This is a genomic window from Streptomyces smyrnaeus, assembly GCF_017676345.1.
GTDB lineage: Bacteria > Actinomycetota > Actinomycetes > Streptomycetales > Streptomycetaceae > Streptomyces > Streptomyces smyrnaeus.
This window is the reverse complement of record NZ_JAFFZM010000010.1, coordinates 136,086-153,402: the sequence shown is the minus strand read 5'-3', so window position 1 is coordinate 153,402 and position 17,317 is coordinate 136,086. Positions and strand designations below refer to the sequence as shown.

15 protein-coding genes are annotated in these 17,317 nt (G+C 72.7%); 6 read left to right on the top strand and 9 right to left on the bottom strand.

Translation table 11 applies throughout. The features are described 5' to 3' along the window. Nucleotides 1-35: 35 nt before the first annotated feature. Complete coding sequence (gene alc, locus JW613_RS18175) at nucleotides 36-1,178, bottom strand: allantoicase (protein ID WP_209211871.1); 1,143 nt, start codon at nucleotides 1,176-1,178, stop codon at nucleotides 36-38. Continuing rightward, nucleotides 1,175-2,518: an allantoinase AllB gene (gene allB / locus JW613_RS18170; RefSeq protein ID WP_209211870.1), complete on the bottom strand. Its 1,344-nt coding sequence runs from the start codon at nucleotides 2,516-2,518 to the stop codon at nucleotides 1,175-1,177. The genes alc and allB overlap by 4 nt, the downstream gene beginning before the upstream one ends. A gap of 325 nt (nucleotides 2,519-2,843) precedes the next feature. Between allB and JW613_RS18165 the strand changes: the two genes are divergently transcribed. Beyond that, on the top strand, nucleotides 2,844-3,653 hold the full coding sequence (locus JW613_RS18165; RefSeq protein WP_209211869.1) for an IclR family transcriptional regulator: 810 nt from the start codon (nucleotides 2,844-2,846) through the stop codon (nucleotides 3,651-3,653). Between the two features lie 47 nt (nucleotides 3,654-3,700). Here JW613_RS18165 and JW613_RS18160 read toward each other — a convergent pair whose 3' ends face one another. Further along, complete coding sequence (locus JW613_RS18160; protein ID WP_209211868.1) at nucleotides 3,701-5,539, bottom strand: serine/threonine-protein kinase; 1,839 nt, start codon at nucleotides 5,537-5,539, stop codon at nucleotides 3,701-3,703. Nucleotides 5,540-5,602: 63 nt separating this feature from the next. Continuing rightward, on the bottom strand, nucleotides 5,603-5,938 hold the full coding sequence (locus tag JW613_RS18155; RefSeq protein ID WP_372447957.1) for a DUF5955 family protein: 336 nt from the start codon (nucleotides 5,936-5,938) through the stop codon (nucleotides 5,603-5,605). A 215-nt stretch (nucleotides 5,939-6,153) separates the two neighbouring features. Between JW613_RS18155 and JW613_RS18150 the strand changes: the two genes are divergently transcribed. Then, nucleotides 6,154-6,798 (top strand): nucleotidyltransferase family protein, encoded by a 645-nt coding sequence (locus tag JW613_RS18150; RefSeq protein ID WP_209211867.1) that lies wholly within the window; start codon nucleotides 6,154-6,156, stop codon nucleotides 6,796-6,798. A gap of 358 nt (nucleotides 6,799-7,156) precedes the next feature. Beyond that, a complete protein-coding gene (aceB, locus tag JW613_RS18145; RefSeq protein ID WP_209211866.1) occupies nucleotides 7,157-8,785 on the top strand; it encodes a malate synthase A in 1,629 nt (542 codons plus the stop codon). A gap of 141 nt (nucleotides 8,786-8,926) precedes the next feature. On the opposite strand, the gene JW613_RS18140 is transcribed toward aceB, so the two are convergent. After that, a complete protein-coding gene (locus JW613_RS18140) occupies nucleotides 8,927-9,598 on the bottom strand; it encodes a GOLPH3/VPS74 family protein (RefSeq protein WP_209211865.1) in 672 nt (223 codons plus the stop codon). A gap of 78 nt (nucleotides 9,599-9,676) precedes the next feature. Continuing rightward, nucleotides 9,677-11,290 carry a YfcC family protein gene (locus JW613_RS18135; RefSeq protein ID WP_209211864.1) on the bottom strand — a complete coding sequence of 538 codons (1,614 nt, stop codon included), beginning with the start codon at nucleotides 11,288-11,290 and terminating at the stop codon, nucleotides 9,677-9,679. A 118-nt stretch (nucleotides 11,291-11,408) separates the two neighbouring features. On the opposite strand from JW613_RS18135, the gene JW613_RS18130 reads away from it, so the two are divergent. Next, nucleotides 11,409-11,879, top strand: a complete 471-nt coding sequence (locus JW613_RS18130) for a GNAT family N-acetyltransferase (RefSeq protein ID WP_209211863.1) — start codon at nucleotides 11,409-11,411, stop codon at nucleotides 11,877-11,879. Here the strand turns inward: JW613_RS18130 and JW613_RS18125 are convergent. The 3 genes from JW613_RS18125 to JW613_RS18115 all read right to left on the bottom strand — a co-directional run bounded on the left by JW613_RS18125 (nucleotide 11,876) and on the right by JW613_RS18115 (nucleotide 15,504). Beyond that, complete coding sequence (locus JW613_RS18125) at nucleotides 11,876-12,634, bottom strand: AroM family protein (RefSeq protein ID WP_209211862.1); 759 nt, start codon at nucleotides 12,632-12,634, stop codon at nucleotides 11,876-11,878. The genes JW613_RS18130 and JW613_RS18125 overlap by 4 nt on opposite strands. A gap of 62 nt (nucleotides 12,635-12,696) precedes the next feature. Beyond that, complete coding sequence (locus JW613_RS18120) at nucleotides 12,697-14,418, bottom strand: OPT/YSL family transporter (protein ID WP_209211861.1); 1,722 nt, start codon at nucleotides 14,416-14,418, stop codon at nucleotides 12,697-12,699. A gap of 93 nt (nucleotides 14,419-14,511) precedes the next feature. After that, entirely contained in the window at nucleotides 14,512-15,504 is a 993-nt protein-coding gene (locus tag JW613_RS18115; protein WP_209211860.1) for a DUF1177 domain-containing protein, read from the bottom strand. 170 nt (nucleotides 15,505-15,674) lie between these two features. On the opposite strand from JW613_RS18115, the gene JW613_RS18110 reads away from it, so the two are divergent. Continuing rightward, entirely contained in the window at nucleotides 15,675-16,478 is an 804-nt protein-coding gene (locus JW613_RS18110) for an IclR family transcriptional regulator (RefSeq protein WP_209211859.1), read from the top strand. Between the two features lie 34 nt (nucleotides 16,479-16,512). Then, the gene (gene pepE, locus JW613_RS18105) at nucleotides 16,513-17,247 is read left to right on the top strand and encodes a dipeptidase PepE (RefSeq protein WP_209211858.1); all 735 of its coding nucleotides are present in this window, start codon (nucleotides 16,513-16,515) and stop codon (nucleotides 17,245-17,247) included. Nucleotides 17,248-17,317: the final 70 nt, after the last annotated feature.

Genomic DNA, 17,317 nt, shown 5'->3' with positions numbered 1-17,317 from the left:
GGACCGTGCGCGCCGCCCCTTCGGTGCCGGTGACGTCAGCTCAACTCCGCGTGCCGGGCCCGCAGTCGACGGCTGCCCTCCTCCGTCAGACAGCCGTGGAGGCGGAGGCGGGAGATCGCGCCGTCCGGGTAGATGTTCATCCGTACGTGGGTGACCGGCGGGGCGTCGTCCAGCAGGAAGCGGTGGATCGTGTCGGGCTGGAGCCGGGTGCGCGGCAGCAGTTCGGTCCACTCGCCCGTCTCGCCGTCCTTGCCGACCAGACCCACCCAGCCCGCCGCGTTGCCCCGGAAGCAGGCGGTGTCGACCTCGACGGCGCGGATGCGGCCCTGGCCGGCCAGGACGTAACCGACCCAGTCATGGCCCTTGTCGCGGCGGCGGCGGGTCTCCCAGCCCTCGTCCATCTTCTGCGAACGCCCGGGCAGGATGCTGTTGATCGGGGGCGAGAAGAAGCGGTCGGAGGCGTCCTCGGCCAGTCCGCCGTTCTCCAGCGCCACCAGGTCGAAGGTGCCCAGCGCCGTCAGCCACTCGGGGTCGGCCACCACCTCTCCGTGCACCCGCAGCCGGGCGATGCCGCCGTCGGGGTACTGGCGCAGCCGCAGGTGGGTGAAGCGGCGCTCCTCGGTGACGGTGAAGCCGTTGGCCGCGTGCCCGCCGACGGGGGTGCGGGGCACCAGGGTCGTCCACTTCACGTCGTCGGCGAGCAGTTCCTCGGGGGACGGCGCGCCGGGTACGCAGGTGGCCTCGACGGAGACGGCCGGCGGGTAGTTGCCGCGGAAGTGCGCGGTGTCCACGACCAGACCGCGGACGACACCGGGGGCGCCGAGCTTGACCAGCGCCCAGTCGTGCTCGTCGTCGCCCGGATGCGGCTCCTGGTCCGAGATCCCGCGGCGGCGACGGGTCTCCCAGCCGTCCATGACCTTGCCCTTGTGCTGGAAGGCGTGCGGGTCGAACTCGGCGCGCTCCGGGTTGAGCAGGTTCTCCCGCTCGGCGAAGAACTCGTCGTTGGCGGCGATGACAGTGGCGCCCAGCCTGCGGTCGGCCAGATCGGGGAGGTGGGCGAAGGGGAACCCGGCCTCCGGTGCACGGTAGTCGGCGTAGGTGTCGCCGCCCCGGTAGGGCGCGGCGTCTCCGGTGTAGCCGGTGTGGCCGGGTATGCCTGCGGGCTGCGCCGCTGTCATGCGGTCTTCCTTTCGACGAGTCGTCCGGTCTTTCCGGTGGGGGTCCCGTGGTCGGCGACACGTTCGCCGCGCAGCCACGCGGAGCGGACGACGCCGTGCAGGGTCTTGCCCGCGTAGGCGGTCACCTGGTTGCGGTGATGGAGGCGGGCCGGGTCCACGGTGAAGGTCTCCTCGGGCGCGAGCACCGCGAAGTCCGCGTCGCGGCCCGGTGCGATGGCGCCCTTGCCCTGCAGGCCGGCCAGCCGCGCCGGCGCCTCGGACATCCAGCGGGCGACGTCCGTGAGGGCGAGCCCGCGGCGGCGGGCCTCGGTCCACACGGCGGGCAGGCCGAGTTGCAGGGAGGAGATGCCGCCCCATGCGGTGCCGAAGTCCGGGGTCTTGAGGTCGGTGGTGCAGGGCGAGTGGTCGGAGACGACGCAGTCGAGCGTGCCGTCCGCCAGGCCCTGCCACAGCGCGTCCTGGTTCTCCTTCTCCCGGATGGGCGGGCAGCACTTGAACTCGGTGGCACCGTCGGGGACTTCCTCGGCGGTGAGGGTGAGGAAGTGCGGGCAGGTCTCGGCGGTGACGCGGAGCCCCTCGGCGCGGGCCTTGGCCAGCTGGGGCAGCGCGTCGCTGGAGGAGAGGTGCAGCACGTGCACGCGGGTGCCGTAGCGGGCGGCGAGTTCCACCAGCAGGGCTATGGCGTCGTTCTCGGCCGAACGGGGGCGGGAGGCGAGGAAGTCGGCGTAGGCGGGGCCGTGCTTCTGCGGCGCCGCGGCCAGTCGGCCCGGGTCCTCGGCGTGCACGATGAGCAGCCCGTCGAAGGAGGCGATCTCGGCCATGGCCTCGGCCAGTTGTGCGCGGTCGAGTTCGGGGAACTCGTCCACCCCGGAGGGCGAGAGGAAGCACTTGAAACCGAAGACGCCCGCCTCGTGCAGCGGTCGCAGCTGTGCGACGTTGCCGGGTACGGCACCGCCCCAGAAACCGACGTCGACGTGTGCCTTGGGCTCGGCGACCTCGCGCTTGATCCGCAGGTTGTCGGCGGTGGTGGTCGGCGGGAGGGAGTTGAGCGGCATGTCGACGATCGTGGTGATACCGCCCGCCGCCGCGGCGCGGGTGGCCGTCCAGAAGCCCTCCCACTCGGCGCGGCCCGGATCGTTGACGTGGACGTGGGTGTCGACCAGGCCGGGCAGCAGCGCGTCCTCGCCGACATCCTCCAGCGCCGCCCCGGATGGCACCTCGGCGTCGTACGCCAGTACCGCCGCGATCCGGCCTTCGCCGTCGACCGTGACGGTTGCCGGACGCTCTCCCTCCGGGGTGAGGACGCGCCGTGAGCGCAGGACGAGCCGCACGTCGGACAAACCGGCCTCCTTCAGCACTGCGAGCTTTCCAGCTCCATCAGGCCTTTCAACTTTCTGTTGAAAGGTTCGGCTGCAACGAATCTTCGTGCGCCCGGGAGAGCCAGTCAAGGGTTCGACGCTGGAGAACTCCACAAAATGGAACTAAGCTTTCGCCATACAGAAGAAAATCGGCGCGACACCGGCGCCTCACAAGGCGCGCGCCGCAGCAGGAACCCGGCGTCCGCGCTGAGGCGTGTACGAGTAGGGCGAACTCGCGGGATCCGGTCCCCCGGCCCGCGGCCCTCGATACCATGCGCCTGACCGCAGGCCAGGAAAGGAACGCGACGTGCCGCCGTCCGCAGAGCACACAACCACCCCCCAGGCTGCCACGGCCCCTGCCGCGTCCGGCGGGGTCCAGTCCCTCGAGCGGGCCTTCGACCTGCTGGAGCGGATGGCCGACGCCGGGGGCGAGGTCGGGCTCAGCGAGCTCTCGGCCGCCAGCGGGCTGCCACTGCCCACCATCCACCGGCTGATGCGCACCCTCGTCTCCTGCGGTTACGTCCGCCAGCAGCCCAACCGGCGCTACGCGCTCGGCCCCCGTCTGATCCGGCTCGGCGAGAGCGCCGCCCGGCTGCTGGGCACCTGGGCCCGCCCCTATCTGGCCCGGCTGGTCGAGGAGACCGGTGAGACGGCGAACATGGCGCTGCTCGACGGCGACGAGGTCGTCTACGTCGCCCAGGTGCCCTCCCGCCACTCGATGCGGATGTTCACCGAGGTCGGCCGCCGTGTGCTGCCCCACTCCACGGGCGTCGGCAAGGTACTGCTCGCCCACACCCCGGACGACCAGGTCCGCGCGCTGCTCGGCCGCACCGGCATGCCGGCCGCCACCGAGAAGACGATCACCACCCCGGAAGGCTTCCTGGACGCGCTCGCGCAGGTGCGCGAGGCCGGGTACGCCACCGACGACAACGAGCAGGAGATCGGTGTGCGCTGTATCGCCGTCTCCGTCCCGGACTCCCCCACCTCCGCGGCGATCTCCATCTCGGGCCCGGCCGGCCGCGTCACCGACGCGGCCACGGACAAGTTCGTCCCCCTCCTGCACGAGGTCGCCGCCGACCTCTCGGCCGCGCTGGCCAGCTCCGCCGGGGGCCAGTAGGCTCCCGGCGCTCCCGTGACCGCCCCGGCGGGCGCGTTCGGCTCGGCTCAGTCGTCGGTCGCCTCGATCGCGTTGCGCCAGACCGTGACGTCCAGCTTGACGTAGTTGCTCGGGTCGGACTCGGGGGCGTGGCCCCGGTAGGTGACGAGGGCGAGGTGACCGGAGCTCGTCCGGACGCACAGCCGCGAGCCGGGCGAGAGCTGGTTCAGCTTCACCGAGTCGGTGAACCGGGTCTCGGCCCGGCACGTCTTGAGCGAGCCCTTCTGGGAGTTGTTCAGCAGGACGAGCTTGCCGTTGGGCTCGTCGATGGACAGCTCCGCGCCGTCGATGGTGGTGTCCAGGTACGTCAGTTCCGAGGGCGTCGCGGTGTCGGAGTCGTCCAGGTCGCGGGGCTTGAGGGGGTCGTCGGCCATGGCCAGGAAGTAGCCCTCGCTCAGGTTGATGCCCTTGTACGCCACCGGCTCGGGGTTCGGATCCTTCGCTCCCTTGCCCGCTGCCGAGGAGCCGCCGGACGACGCGTCGGAACCGTCTTCCCCGCCCGACCCGAGCGCGTAGAGGCCGCCCCAGAAGAGCACCATCCCGCCGACGACCACAGCCGCGATCGTCTTGCCCCGGTCCCATCTGCGGCGCGGCGGCAGCGGCCGGGGATGGACCGGTGGGTAGGGGCCGACCGGGCCCGGCGGGCGGGGCTGGAGGTAACCGGCCGGAGGGTGCGGGCCGCCGGGCGGCGGCGCGGGGTGCTGCGGGCCCACCGGCCGGGCCGCCATGGTGGGTGCGGCGGCGAGCGGCGGCGCCGGGGGCGGGGTCTGCGGCCCGGCCGACCGGGGCGGGGGCGGCACCTGGGCCGTCAGCGGGGCCGTGCCGGCGGCACCGGCGGAGGGGTCGGCGCCGGGGGCCGGGCCCGCCGTACGGGTCGGGCTCTGCGCGGAAGCGGCCGGGGCGGCGGCCTGGGTGGGCGGCGGGCTCTGGGACGGCGCGGGCGCCGCCGCGCGGTGGGTGATGTCCGACGCCACGGCGGCCGGCAGCCAGTCCCCCGCCCGCCTCAGCTCGGTGTCGCCCGACGCCGTCCGGCACATACCGAGGACCTCCGGCAGTCCGGGCCGGTCCGCGGGGTCCTTGGCCAGACAGCGGGTGACCAGCTCGCGCAGCTCGTCGGGGACCCCGTCCAGCGCCGGTTCGGCGTGGACGATGCGGTAGAGCACGCCGTGCGAGGTGCCCTCGCCGAAGGCGGGGGTGCCCGCCGCCGCGTACGCCGCGATCTGGCCCAGCGCGAAGATGTCGGTGGCCTCGGTGACCCGCTCCCCCGCCGCCTGTTCCGGCGCCATGAACGAGGGCGTGCCGATCGTGGCGCCGCTGCTGGTGAGCGAGGTGGCGTCGGCCGCGCGGGCGATACCGAAGTCGATGACGCGCGGCCCGTCGTCCGCCAGCAGCACATTGGAGGGCTTCAGATCCCGGTGGACGATGCCCGCCTTGTGGATGACCTGGAGCGCCTCCGCGATCCCGGCGACCAGGAACAGCACGGTGGGCACCGGCAGCCGTCCGTGCGCGGCCACCGCCTCGGCCACCGAAGGGCCGGGAACGTAGGCGGTGGCCAGCCAGGGCCTCGGCCCCTCGGTGTCGCTGTCGATCACCGGCGCCGTGTACAGGCCCTGGACGCGCTCCGCCGCCCGCACCTCCTGCTGAAAACGGCGCCGGAACTCCGGGTCCTCACTGAAGTCGGGACGGATCACCTTGATGGCGACAGGGCGCCCGCCAGGGGTGTACGAGAGGTAGACCTTCCCCATTCCTCCCGAACCGAGCCGGGCCGCCAGCCGGTACCCGGCGACCGAGGCCGGATCGTCCTGAGCGAGTGGAGTGAAGACCTCCGCTGCCGCTCCGTCAGTCATGGATCGCTGCCCCCGAGATCGTCGTTGCCGGTCCAAAGACGACCAGACAGTACCGGTCAGCGATCAGTGCGTCGGGCGCGGGCCGGTTCCGAAGAGTTCGACGGCCTCGCGGACGGCGGCCAGCGGCAGCGCGAGGGCGCTGACCGAGCCGACGGCGGCCGCGAGCAGCAGGAGCGAGTGCCTCAGCTCCTCGGCGACCGGCGCTTGGGAGCGGACGGAGGCCGCGAGCGCGTCCAGCTCCCGCTCGGCCTCGCGGCGGTCGCGCAGTTCGGCCGGGTGCGCGTCCAGCGCACGCCGCATCCGGTGCACGGCCCGGCCCAGCGCCTCGATACGCGGGTCGGCGCCGGTGTCGTGTCCGGCGGTCACCACCCGCCGTTTCCCCACAGTCTCGCTTCGCACGTTCTCCCCCCACATGGGATGTCCCGCACCGCCATGGAGCGCGGGAGTACCGCTTTCCTCCAAGGAGTTGGTCGCTCCCGTCGGAGATTCCGACAGTAAACGCCACTCTACGCGTGTGGCGCCACACGGAACGCGAGATTTCAGGGGGCCTTTTCCGATGATCGTCCCCAAGGATGAGGGAGAGGGTCCCCCTTACGTGCGATATCCATGAACGTATGGCGCACAAGGAACAGACATCGGACGACCCCACGACCGGTGGGGCGCCGCGCGTGGCCGGGCTGCTGCTGGCCGCCGGCGGCGGGCGGCGGCTGGGCGGCCGCCCCAAGGCCCTGCTGCGGCACGGCGGCCGGCCGCTGGTGGAGCACGCGGCGCGCGTCCTGCGCGAGGGCGGCTGCGATCCGGTGTACGTGGTCCTGGGCGCGGCCGGTGAGCAGGTGCGCCGGACAGCGCTGCTGCCCGGGTGTGTACTGGTGGACAACCCGGACTGGTCCGAGGGCATGGGGGGTTCGCTGCGGGCCGGGTTGCAGGCGCTGTCCGGGGCGCAGGCCGCCCGCGGAGTGGAGGCGGCGGTGGTGTGCCTGGTGGACCAGCCGGGCATCGGCGCGGCAGCCGTGGCCCGCGTCCGGGCGGCGTGCCGCTCCGTGGGCTCTCTCGCCTCTGCGGCGTACGACGGCCGCCGAGGCCACCCCGTGCTGCTGGGCGCCGCGCACTGGGAGGGCGTCGTCCGCAGCGCTCGGGCCGATGCGGGGGCGCGCGACTATCTGCGGGAGCGGCAGGACGAGTTGGCGCTGATCGAGTGCGCGGACATCGCCGACCCTGCCGACATCGACACCCCGGACGATCTGCACCGGCTGGGCTAGCCCCCACCCGCGTCCCGCCGCGCACTTCCCGCCCTCCGGCCGGGAGGCGCCGCCCCTGCCGCTGTGGGCGGCGCCCGGCGTGCTCGGCCGCATGGCGGTGGCGCGGGGTGGCACCCGGGGTCAGTGGAAGGGCCGGTTCCGGCGGTGGATCGGCGTGAGGGATATCTCGACGTCAACAAACTCTTGAAGTTCCACTATGAGGAAACTAATCTCCACTGATCAGAAGCACCTTCCTGTCCCGAAGGCTGCCCACGCCCGCGTTCCGCGCCTCCCGCGCGGGGCGCGGCACCCCGTGCCGCCCCGCACCGCACATCGCCCGGCGGCCGCAGATCACCGCTCGTCGAAGGAGTGACCCACCATGTCCGCACCAGCGCCCTCCCCGCTGGAAATCGTCGGCGTCGACCCCGGGCAGCGGCCTGAGAGGCAGGACGAGGTTCTGACCGGTGCCGCGCTGGAGTTCATCGCCGCCCTGCACCGCAGGTTCACCCCGCGCCGCGACGAGCTGCTCGCGCGCCGCGCCGAGAAGCGCGCCGAGATCGCGCGAACGAGCACGCTGGACTTCCTCCCGGAGACCGCTCATGTGCGCGAGGGCGACTGGCGGGTGGCCGACTGCCCGCCCGCGCTGCTGGACCGCAGGGTCGAGATCACCGGTCCCACCGACCGCAAGATGACGATCAACGCCCTCAACTCCGGTGCGAAGGTCTGGCTCGCCGACTTCGAGGACGCCTCGGCGCCCACCTGGGAGAACGTGATCGGCGGCCAGCTCAATCTGACCGACGCGTACGAGCGGCGCATCGACTTCACCGACGAGCGCACCGGCAAGAGCTACGCACTGCGGCCCGCCGAGGAGTTGGCCACGGTCGTGGTGCGGCCGCGCGGCTGGCACATGGACGAGCGGCACCTGGTCTGCGACGGGCAGCCGGTGCCCGGCGCACTGGTCGACTTCGGGCTCTACTTCTTCCACAACGCGCAGCGGTTGCTCGACCTGGGCAAGGGCCCCTACTTCTACCTGCCCAAGACCGAGTCGCATCTGGAAGCGCGGCTGTGGAACGAGGTGTTCGTCTTCGCGCAGGACTACTGCGGCATCCCGCAGGGCACCGTCCGCGCCACCGTCCTGATCGAGACGATCACCGCGGCCTACGAGATGGAGGAGATCCTCTACGAGCTGCGCGACCACGCCGCCGGGCTGAACGCGGGCCGCTGGGACTACCTCTTCTCCATCGTCAAGAACTTCCGCGACGCGGGCTCGCGTTTCGTGCTGCCGGACCGCAACGCGGTGACGATGACCGCGCCGTTCATGCGCGCCTACACCGAGCTGCTGGTGCGCACCTGCCACAAGCGCGGGGCCCACGCCATCGGCGGCATGGCCGCGTTCATCCCCTCCCGCAAGGACGCGAAGGTCAACGAGGTCGCCTTCGAGAAGGTACGGGCCGACAAGGACCGTGAGGCCGAGGACGGCTTCGACGGCTCCTGGGTGGCCCACCCCGATCTGGTGCCCGTCGCCAAGGCGTCGTTCGACGCCGTGCTGGGCGAGCGTCCGAACCAGAAGGAGCGGCTGCGCGAGGACGTCGACGTCAAGGCCTCCGACCTGATCGCCGTCGACTCGCTGGAGGCCCGCCCGACGTTCGAGGGGCTGCGCAACGCCGTGCAGGTGGGCATCCGCTACATCGAGGCCTGGCTGCGCGGGCTGGGCGCGGTGGCCATCTTCAACCTGATGGAGGACGCGGCGACGGCGGAGATCTCCCGTTCGCAGATCTGGCAGTGGATCAACGCGGGCGTCGTGCTGGACACCGGTCAGCAGGTCACCGCGGAGCTGGCGCGGCAGGTCGCGGCGGAGGAACTCGCCGCGATCCGCGCGCAGATCGGCGAGGAGGCCTTTGCGGCGGGCTGCTGGCAGCAGGCCCACGACCTGCTGCTGCGGGTGGCGCTCGACGAGGAGTACGAGGACTTCCTGACCACTCCGGCCTACGAGATCCTGCGCGGCTGAGCCGAGCCACCCCGACGGCGGGCGGTGGCCGGGCCCGGCGCCCTGCCACCGCCCGTACCGCCGGCCACGTTCCACCGCCCCCCGGTCCGGCCGGGACCCCGGCCTGGCCCGGGTCCCGGGCAGGCCGAGGCGCGGCGGATGTCACATGGTGGCGACCGTGGTGGCGGTCGTGGTCGCGACCGTGACGGCGACCAGCACCGCCTGCATGTTCTCGATGGCCTGGCGGACGTCCTCGGCGACCCACTGGCCCTCGGCGATGGCCTCCATGCGCGGTGCCACCTGTTTGCGGGGGACGCCGGGGAAGGCCACCTCGTGGAGGCCGGCGGCGTGCAGCAGGGCGATCAGCCCGGTGGTGCGCTCGTCCGGTTCGGCGCCGTAGCGGACGACGTCCTCCAGCCGGTGCCGCAGCTCGCGTTCGGCCGAGCCGTCCACCTCGGGGTAGCGGCGGGTGGTGAAGATACCGAGCGTGCGCCGCTTGTGCTCGGTGACCACGCCCCGCTCGCAGAGGCGTTCCACGGCGGCGTCGAACGCCTTGGGCTGGTCCTTGGCGAGCCAGTCGCCGATCTTGCCCTTGGCGTCGCGGCCGAGCCACTCGACGATCTTCCCGAGGCGCCCGTCCAGCAGCGCGTCGCCCGTCGGTGTGGAGTCGGGCACGGTGAGCCGCCCGTCGGTGACGGCCAGGCGCCCGGCCAGCGTCAGCTCCAGCAGGATGCCGCCGGCGGCGGCCCATCCCGCGGCGGAGCGGCCCTTGGCGGCGCCGGATTCGTCGTCCAGCGCCAGCAGCGTGACTTCCTCGCCCAGTGTGACCGCCATGAGTCCCCCTTCACCCGTCCCCGTACTCATTCGGATTCCGCTGCCCAGCTTCGAGCGGGGCAAACCTGGCCCGTCCGGCTACGTCAGCACCGCGCCCAGGGCGACAAAACCCGTGATCAGCAGGGCGAGAAGACCCAGGAGCGGGACGACGAAGCGCAGATACCGGTCGTAGCGGACCTTGGCGAGGGAGATACCGCCCATGACGACGGCGGTGGTGGGGACCCACAGGTTCATCCAGCCGCTGGCCGCCTGCCAGGCGGTGACGACGACGGCGCGGGAGACGCCGGCGAAGTCGGCGAGTGGCGCCAGGATCGGCATGGCCAAGGTGGCGTGGCCGGAGGTGGAGGGGATGAGGAAGGCGAGGGGGAGGTTGACGATGAAGACCATCACGGCGAACAGCGTCGCGGGGACGCCGGTGACCGCCCCCTCGATGGAGTGCAGGACGGTGTCGGTGATCTTCGCGTTGTTCATGATGACCGTCACCCCGCGGGCCAGCACGATCACCAGTGCGGGCGCGACGAACTCCCCGACCCCCTGCACGAAGGTGGTGGTGAACCGCTGCTCCCCCATCCGCGTCAGCAGCCCCACCAGGATCGCCGCGCACAGGAACAGGGCCGCCAACCGCGGGAAGGACCAGCCCAGTTCCCAGTCGTAGGGCGCCGCGTCCGCCTCCCCGCTGAGCGCGCTCGCCCAGGGGATCACCGAGAAGATCATGAAGGCGAAGACCAGGGTGACCGTCACCAGGACGAGTTTGTGCAGGCCGGTGAGCGGGGGCGGCTCGTCCGCGTCGCCGCGCCCGGCGGCCTGCGGGCGGCTACCCCCTCGGCCGATGGGGGTGCCCCCGGTCGGCCGAAGCTGGGACTGTGCTGCCGGAGGTCCGACGGTCAGGTCGCCGGGCCGGTGGCCGGACAGCGAGCGCGCGGGGTCCTCCCGCACCCGGCGCGCGTATCGCACCACATAGCCGATGGTGACCGCCGTGAGCACCAGCCACATCAGGGCGCGCAGCGCGATGCCGTCGCCGAGCGAGATGTCGGCCGCCGAGGAGGCCACGCCCGTCGAGAAGGGGTTGACGGTGGAGCACAGCACCCCGATCCCGGCGCCCAGGATGATGGTGCCGGTCGCCACCATCCGGTCGTAGCCCAGGGCGAGCATCAGCGGGACGATGAGCCCGTAGAAGCCCAGGGTCTCCTCCGCGAAGCCCTCCACGGTGCCCAGCAGGGAGAAGACCAGCATCACGCCCACGATCAGCAGGCCGCCCCGGTCGCGCAGCCGGTGCGCGAGGCGGCCGATGCCGCGGTCCATGGCGCCGGTGGCGAAGACGACGGTGATGAAGGCGCCGATGGCCAATACGAAGAAGAAGACCCCGGCGGCGCCGTAGAGTTCGCCGGTGAGGTCGGGGCCGACCCGCCCCGTGCGCAGGTCCTGCACCCCGTAGAGACCGTTGACCGGGGCGAGGAACAGCTCGTTGAACCGGTCGAGCAGCCCGAGCCCCGCGGACTCGCGGTGGTAGGTGCCCTGCCGGGGCGCCCCGTCGGCACCGCGCTCATAGCTGCCGGACGGCACGAAGAACGCCAGCGCCCAGACGAGCAGCGTGACCAGCGCCAGCACCGTCAGGGCGCTGGGGAAGGTGAAGCCCCGCCGCGGCTCGGCCGGTTGGGACCCGGTCTCGGGGGACTCGGCCTCGGTCGGCATGCCGCCCGCCCCTTCCTCGTCAGCTGTAGGGCAAACCGCAGCATAACGGGCAGATGACGCAGAGACCGGGCACCGGAGCCCCCGCGTCCCCACAGAAGGCTCCGCATACGCTGTGGGAATGATCCGCGACGCCGTTCCCGCCGACATCCCCGTCATCCACACCATGATCCGTGAGCTCGCCGAGTACGAGCGGGCGCCCGAGGAGGCACGGGCCACCGAGGAGCAGTTGCACGAGGCGCTGTTCGGCGAGCGCCCGGCGGCCTACGCGCATCTGGCCGAGGACGCCGCCGGCGACCCGGTGGGCTTCGCGCTGTGGTTCTTGAACTTCTCCACCTGGCGCGGGGTGCACGGCATCTATCTGGAGGACCTGTACGTACGGCCCGCGGCACGCGGGGGCGGGTACGGCAAGGCGCTGCTCACCCAGCTCGCCCGGCTGTGCGTCGAGCGGGGCTACGAGCGCCTGGAGTGGTCGGTGCTCAATTGGAACGCCCCCTCGATCGCCTTCTACGAGTCGCTGGGCGCCCGCCCGCAGGACGAGTGGACGGTCTACCGCCTCACGGACGACGCCCTGAAGTCCCTGGGGGCCTAGGCCGCACCCCGTGGCGGCGCAGCAGGGTGTGCCGCAGCAGCCTCCACGGCCAACCGCACCGCGAGGCTGCGGGCCAGCAGGACCGGGCGGCCGCCCGCCCGGGCGGCAGCACCCCGCATCGACTCCGTGTAGCCGATGCAGTCGAGGACCAGCCGGCTGCTGCCGCCCGCGACGAGCCGCTCGGCAGCCGAGGCGACCGCCTCGTGGGCGTCCGCCGCGTACGGGTCGGCCGGCTCGGCCCGCACCGGGCCGGGCAGCAGCGCGGACCAACGCCGCGCCACATCGGCGGCCTGCGCGGGCAGTGGGCACACGATGCCCACCGGTTCGTCGCCGACGAGCGCGCGGACGCCCTGCTGGACGAGGGGTTCGGCCCGCAGCACCGGACGGTCGGCCGGCACCGGCGGGAAGTTGCCGGTGCACAGCAGCAGCGTCACCGCGACGCCGTCCGCCTCGCAGCGTGCGACGGCCTCCCGCATCCGCGGTGCCAGCGCGTCGTGGCCCAGCACGACGGAGGTGCCGTCGCGCAGCCGCGAGACCAGTGGGGCCTCGCCCGGCGCGGAGGCCAGGGCGGTGCGGGTGCGGACCCCCTCCGCGCCGTCGAACACCTCGTCGTCCAGGGCGCCGTGCTCGGACACGCCCAGGCCGCCCAGCAGCGGCTCGATGTCCCCGGTCAGGTCCGTCCGGGGCGCCTGCCCGATGGTGACCAGTCCCAGTGCCGGGCCGGATCCGGTCGCTGTGCCACCGCTCAACTCCATGCTCCTCTCGGTAGGTTGCCGTCGCGCGCGGCGCCCGACGGGCGCAGCGCCTGGTGGAACGTTCACAGCGCCTTGTAGATCTGGCTGACGTCGTGCAGCGAGCTGCCCGCCACCAGTCCCGCGCCCACCAGCGCCAGGTCGTTGTCCGCGTCGATCCGCGGGTCCGTGGCCGCCGCAGCCCTGGCACGCCGCGCCGTCCAGCGGGAGTAGCCGAACCGGACGGCGAGCGCGGCGAGCACCAGCCAGCCCGCCTGCGGGGTGGCGACGAGCAGCCCGGTCGCCAGCAGTACGCCCATCTGGCGCGAGGAACCGCCGAAGAACTGGACCAGCGCCCCGGGGATCGCCCACAGCACCATCAGCGTCAGGGCGTGCGAGTCGGACAGGCCCGCCTTGATGGTGTCGACGTACACCTGCGCCACCGGCGGCACCCGGCCGTCCTCGAAGAACGGCTTCCAGGCGATCACCACGACGAGGATGGCGACCGCGAAACCGACGAGTTGTGCGATGTACTGCTGCCGTCGTCCCGCCATCTCGTACGGGTGCCAGGGCACCGCCCCCTTGCGCAGCAGCCACCCGGCCTTGAAGTCGAAGCCCACGTCGGCGAAGGCGGGCCCCGTCGAGGCGGCGTAGCCGACCAGCAGGGCCAGGGGCACCATCGGTATCCCCAGGACGAGGCCCAGGATCAGGAAGATGAGGGTGACGGCGAAGGCCGGGAACCAGCCCGAGTGCATGGCGGCCAGTCCGACGATCAGCTGGTGCACCAGCGCCGCGACACCGGCCAGCAGCACCCAGCCGACGAGCCCGGCACCGCCCATGTCGGCGGCGATCCCGCCCGTCAGGGCGATCAGCACGGCCCCCGTGAGGAAGAGCGCCAGCCCTTCCAGCAGCCCGCGCCGCAGCCGCGGCGCGTCGACCGTACGGACATCGGGGGTGAAGGCGCCCTGCTCGTGCTGTGCGGCCCGGCCGCCTTCCGCTGCCCGCTCCGGCACCGTGGAGCCGTCCGCGGCACCGCCCGCCCTGCCCTTGCGGTCCCGCATCAGCAGTACGGCCTGGACGAGTGCGACCAGTCCCGCGCCGATCATCACTCCGTGCGGTACGTAGTTCGCCGCGAGGTCGACGTGCAGCACCGTCGGCGCGTACTGCGCGACCAGCAGGCCGACACCGAACATCAGCAGTGCCCAGATGTTGCCCAGGAAGGCGACACCCGCGGCGCTCATCGGGAGCTTGAAGAGGGAGCCGAGGAAGCCGACGACCGCGCTGAGACCCAGCAGCTTGGCCTTGCGGCCGCCCTCGTCCCCCGCCTTGATCGTCTCGGCCGCCGCGATACCCGCCGGCCATGCCCCGGTGGCGGGCAGCAGCCGCGAGTCGAAGACCCGGTAGAGCACCCAGCTGTCGACGGCCAGCCCGATCACGGCGCCGCCGAGCATCGGCCACACCAGGTTCGGCTTGCCGAGCAGAAAGGGCACGGCGATCGGGGTGACCAGCGAGTTCGCCGCGGCGAAGGTGGATCCGGAGATCGCCGACTGCACCAGGTTCTGCCGCTGCGGGTCGCGCATCCGCGACAGCGCGGCGAAGGAGACGCGGCCGATGAGCATGGCGATGAGTGCGCCGATCACCGAGGTGTTGGGGGCGATGCCCAAGGTGGTGATCAGTACGAGCCCGATGACGGCACCGAGCACGCTGAGGAGCACCGTCACGACGAGGGTGACGGGTTCCAGCGCTCCGGGGTGGGCACGCGCCCGGCCGGGCTGTGCCGTCGGGGGCGGGGAGGACGGGTTACTCATGGTGGCTCCGTGCAGGTGCTGGGGGCGGGGCGGCCCGGGAGCGTCGTCGGGCGGGAGGGCCCGGGACCGGTGCGGGGCGGTCCCGGGCGCCGGTCACTCGTCGGTGGCTCCGGCGGTGGACTGCAGATGGGTCATCGGGCCGTAGCGGTCCACCAGGCGGGCGAACTCGGCGGGGTCGTGGAAGCGGACCGCTCCGCGTCCGTACTCCTTCGCGGTCTCGACGGCGAAGCGCCCCGCCGCCGCGATGTCGCGCTCGTGGCTGGCGCCCGTCGCGCAGCCGGCGACGGCGGGCCGGGTGGTCAGCGCCAGGCCCACCACCGGAGCGGAGGTCGCCACGCAGGGCTGCATGATCGAGTTGATGTGGTGGACGCCGTTGCCGTACGGCGTGATGTCCTGCGTGGTGATCGGCAGCACCCTGGCGTCCTCACCGGTGACCGTCTCCAGCAGGCCCAGCAGATCGTCGCTGACCCGGAGGATCCAGCCCTCCTTGACCGTCGGCGAGAGGGCGAGGCCCCGGTGGTTGAGCAGGCGGTTGCCCTTGGTGGTGTCGATGGAGACGACCGCGTCCATGGCCTCGTCGATCTCCTCGCGGTTGCAGTCGAGGATGGAGACCGGCGAGTCCATGAAGGGGACCGGATCGTGCGGCCGGGTCGGCGCGTCGGGGCACACATGGGTGCTGAGGATCACATCGCCGGGGAGCACGTCGCCCCTGGCGTGCATGTCGAGCAGTTTGGCCGCGGCGGAGAGGGCCGCCACCGCGCCGTCGGCGTCCGAGACGATGCCGATGCGCTCGGGACGGGCGCCCACACCGCCGAGCCTGCCGAGGATGCCGAGGGTGGGTGCGCTGCCGCCGGAGCGGGCCCCCGCGCTGCCCGGGACGACGACCTTCACGAAGTCGGTGCCGCCCTTGGCGCCCTCGACGCGGGTCACGGTGATGTCGGGCCGGGCGGGGGCGGCGCCGCGCGGCGGTGCGCCCGCCTCCTCCGTCGCCCGGTCGAGCACTCCGCGCAGATGGGCCGCGAGCGAGTGCCCGTCGGCCTGCGGCCGGTCGAGAAGTTCGATGACGTCGAGTACGTGCTTGAGCACGGGGGCTCCTTGGTACGGGGTGGTGCGACTGTGCCGTCGGTGCCCGGTACCGAGCAGGTCGACGGCGCCGGGCGGAGCGGTTGTGGCCGAAACATTGCTCCTACGACTCCCTGAGAGCAACCTTTTCCCTATATGCGGGACAGCGCCCCGACTAGCGATAGGGTCGAGCTGTGACTACCGATCGAGGAGCACCGCTCCAGACCGCGGACCGCGCCCTGCAGGTCCTGCTCGCCTTCACCCACGACCGGGACGAGTGGGGCGTGACGGACCTGGCGGCGGAGTTCGGCTGGGACAAGTCGGTCACCCAGCGGCTCCTGGCCTCCCTCGCACACCGGGGCTTCCTGGTGTCCGACGCCGTCACCAGGCGCTACCGGCTGGGTCCCGCCGTCTGGCACATGGCCACGGCCTGGGAGCGGCACGGCGGGATGGCCGGGCTCGTCCGGCCCGCGCTGCGTGAGCTGGCCGCCGTCAGCGGGGTGACCGCGCTGTTCGCCGTGCCCGACGGCGCCCATCTGCGCTGCGTCGACTCGGCGGACGGCACGCTCGGCCCGCTGCGCGCCTACCGGCTGGCGGACGAGCTGTACCCGGGCCACGCGGGCGCCACCTCCCGCGCCTACTTCGGCATGCTCACCCCGGGAGCGCGCGCCGCGCTGCTCTACGGGCGCCCCATGGCCCGCTTCAGCGAACTGACCGTCACCGATCCGGCGGAGCTGGAGGAGCTGATGTGCCGGGTGCCGGCGGACGGTTTCGCCTACTCGAAGGGCGAGTACGACCCGGCCACGGCCGGTCTGGCCGTGCCCGTGCTGGTGCGCTCGCAACCGGTCGGCTCGCTCACCCTGGTCGGGCCGCACGAGCATCTGGACGGGAAGCAGCAGGAGTTGCTGGTCCCGCTGCGCGCCGCGGCCGAGAGCCTGGGCGAGCTGCTCACCCCGCGCCGGGCACGGGACCGCCGCCCCGGCACATCCCGCACCTGATTCGACCACCCGCCCCGCAACGGAAGGACTGCCCATGAAGCTGTTGCTGCTGTCCAACTCGGCCGCCCCCGGCCGCAGTTACCTCGACCATGCCCGGGAGGTGATCGCCGAGCATCTCGACGGGGTGACCGAGTTGCTGTTCGTCCCGTACGCGCTGGCCGACCACGACGGCTACACCGCGAAGGTCGCCGCGTTCATGGACACGCTCGGTATCCGGGTGCGCGGCGCGCACACGGCCCGCGAGCCCCGCGAACTTGTCGCCTCGGCGCAGGCGGTCTTCATCGGCGGGGGCAACAGCTTCCGGCTGCTCAAGTCGCTCCAGCGGCACGGCCTGGTGGATGCCGTCGCACGGCGGATCCGCGCGGACGGGGTGCCCTACATGGGGTCGAGCGCGGGCACCAACATGGCCTGCCCCACCCTGCGGACGACCAATGACATGCCCATCGTGCAGCCGGTGTCCTTCGACACGCTGGGCCTGGTCCCCTTCCAGATCAATCCGCACTATCTCGACCCGGTGCCCGGCAGCGCCCATATGGGAGAGACCCGCGAGGAGCGGCTGCGGCAGTTGCTGGAGGAGAACGACGTTCCCGTGCTCGGGCTGCGGGAGGGCACCTGGCTGCGGCGCAGTCACGACGCCCTGGAGCTCGGCGGTCTGGCGGCGGGCGCGCGGCTGTTCACCTCGGGCGCGGAGCCGGTCGAGCACGCGCCGGGCGCCGATCTGAGCCCGCTGCTCGCCGCCGAGGCCCGGTTCGACTGCCGCCCGGACTGAGGGGGCCGGCAGCCGATTCGTGGAGCTTTCTACGAGCTCGGTCTTCGGGCGAACACACGGTAGGCAGCCG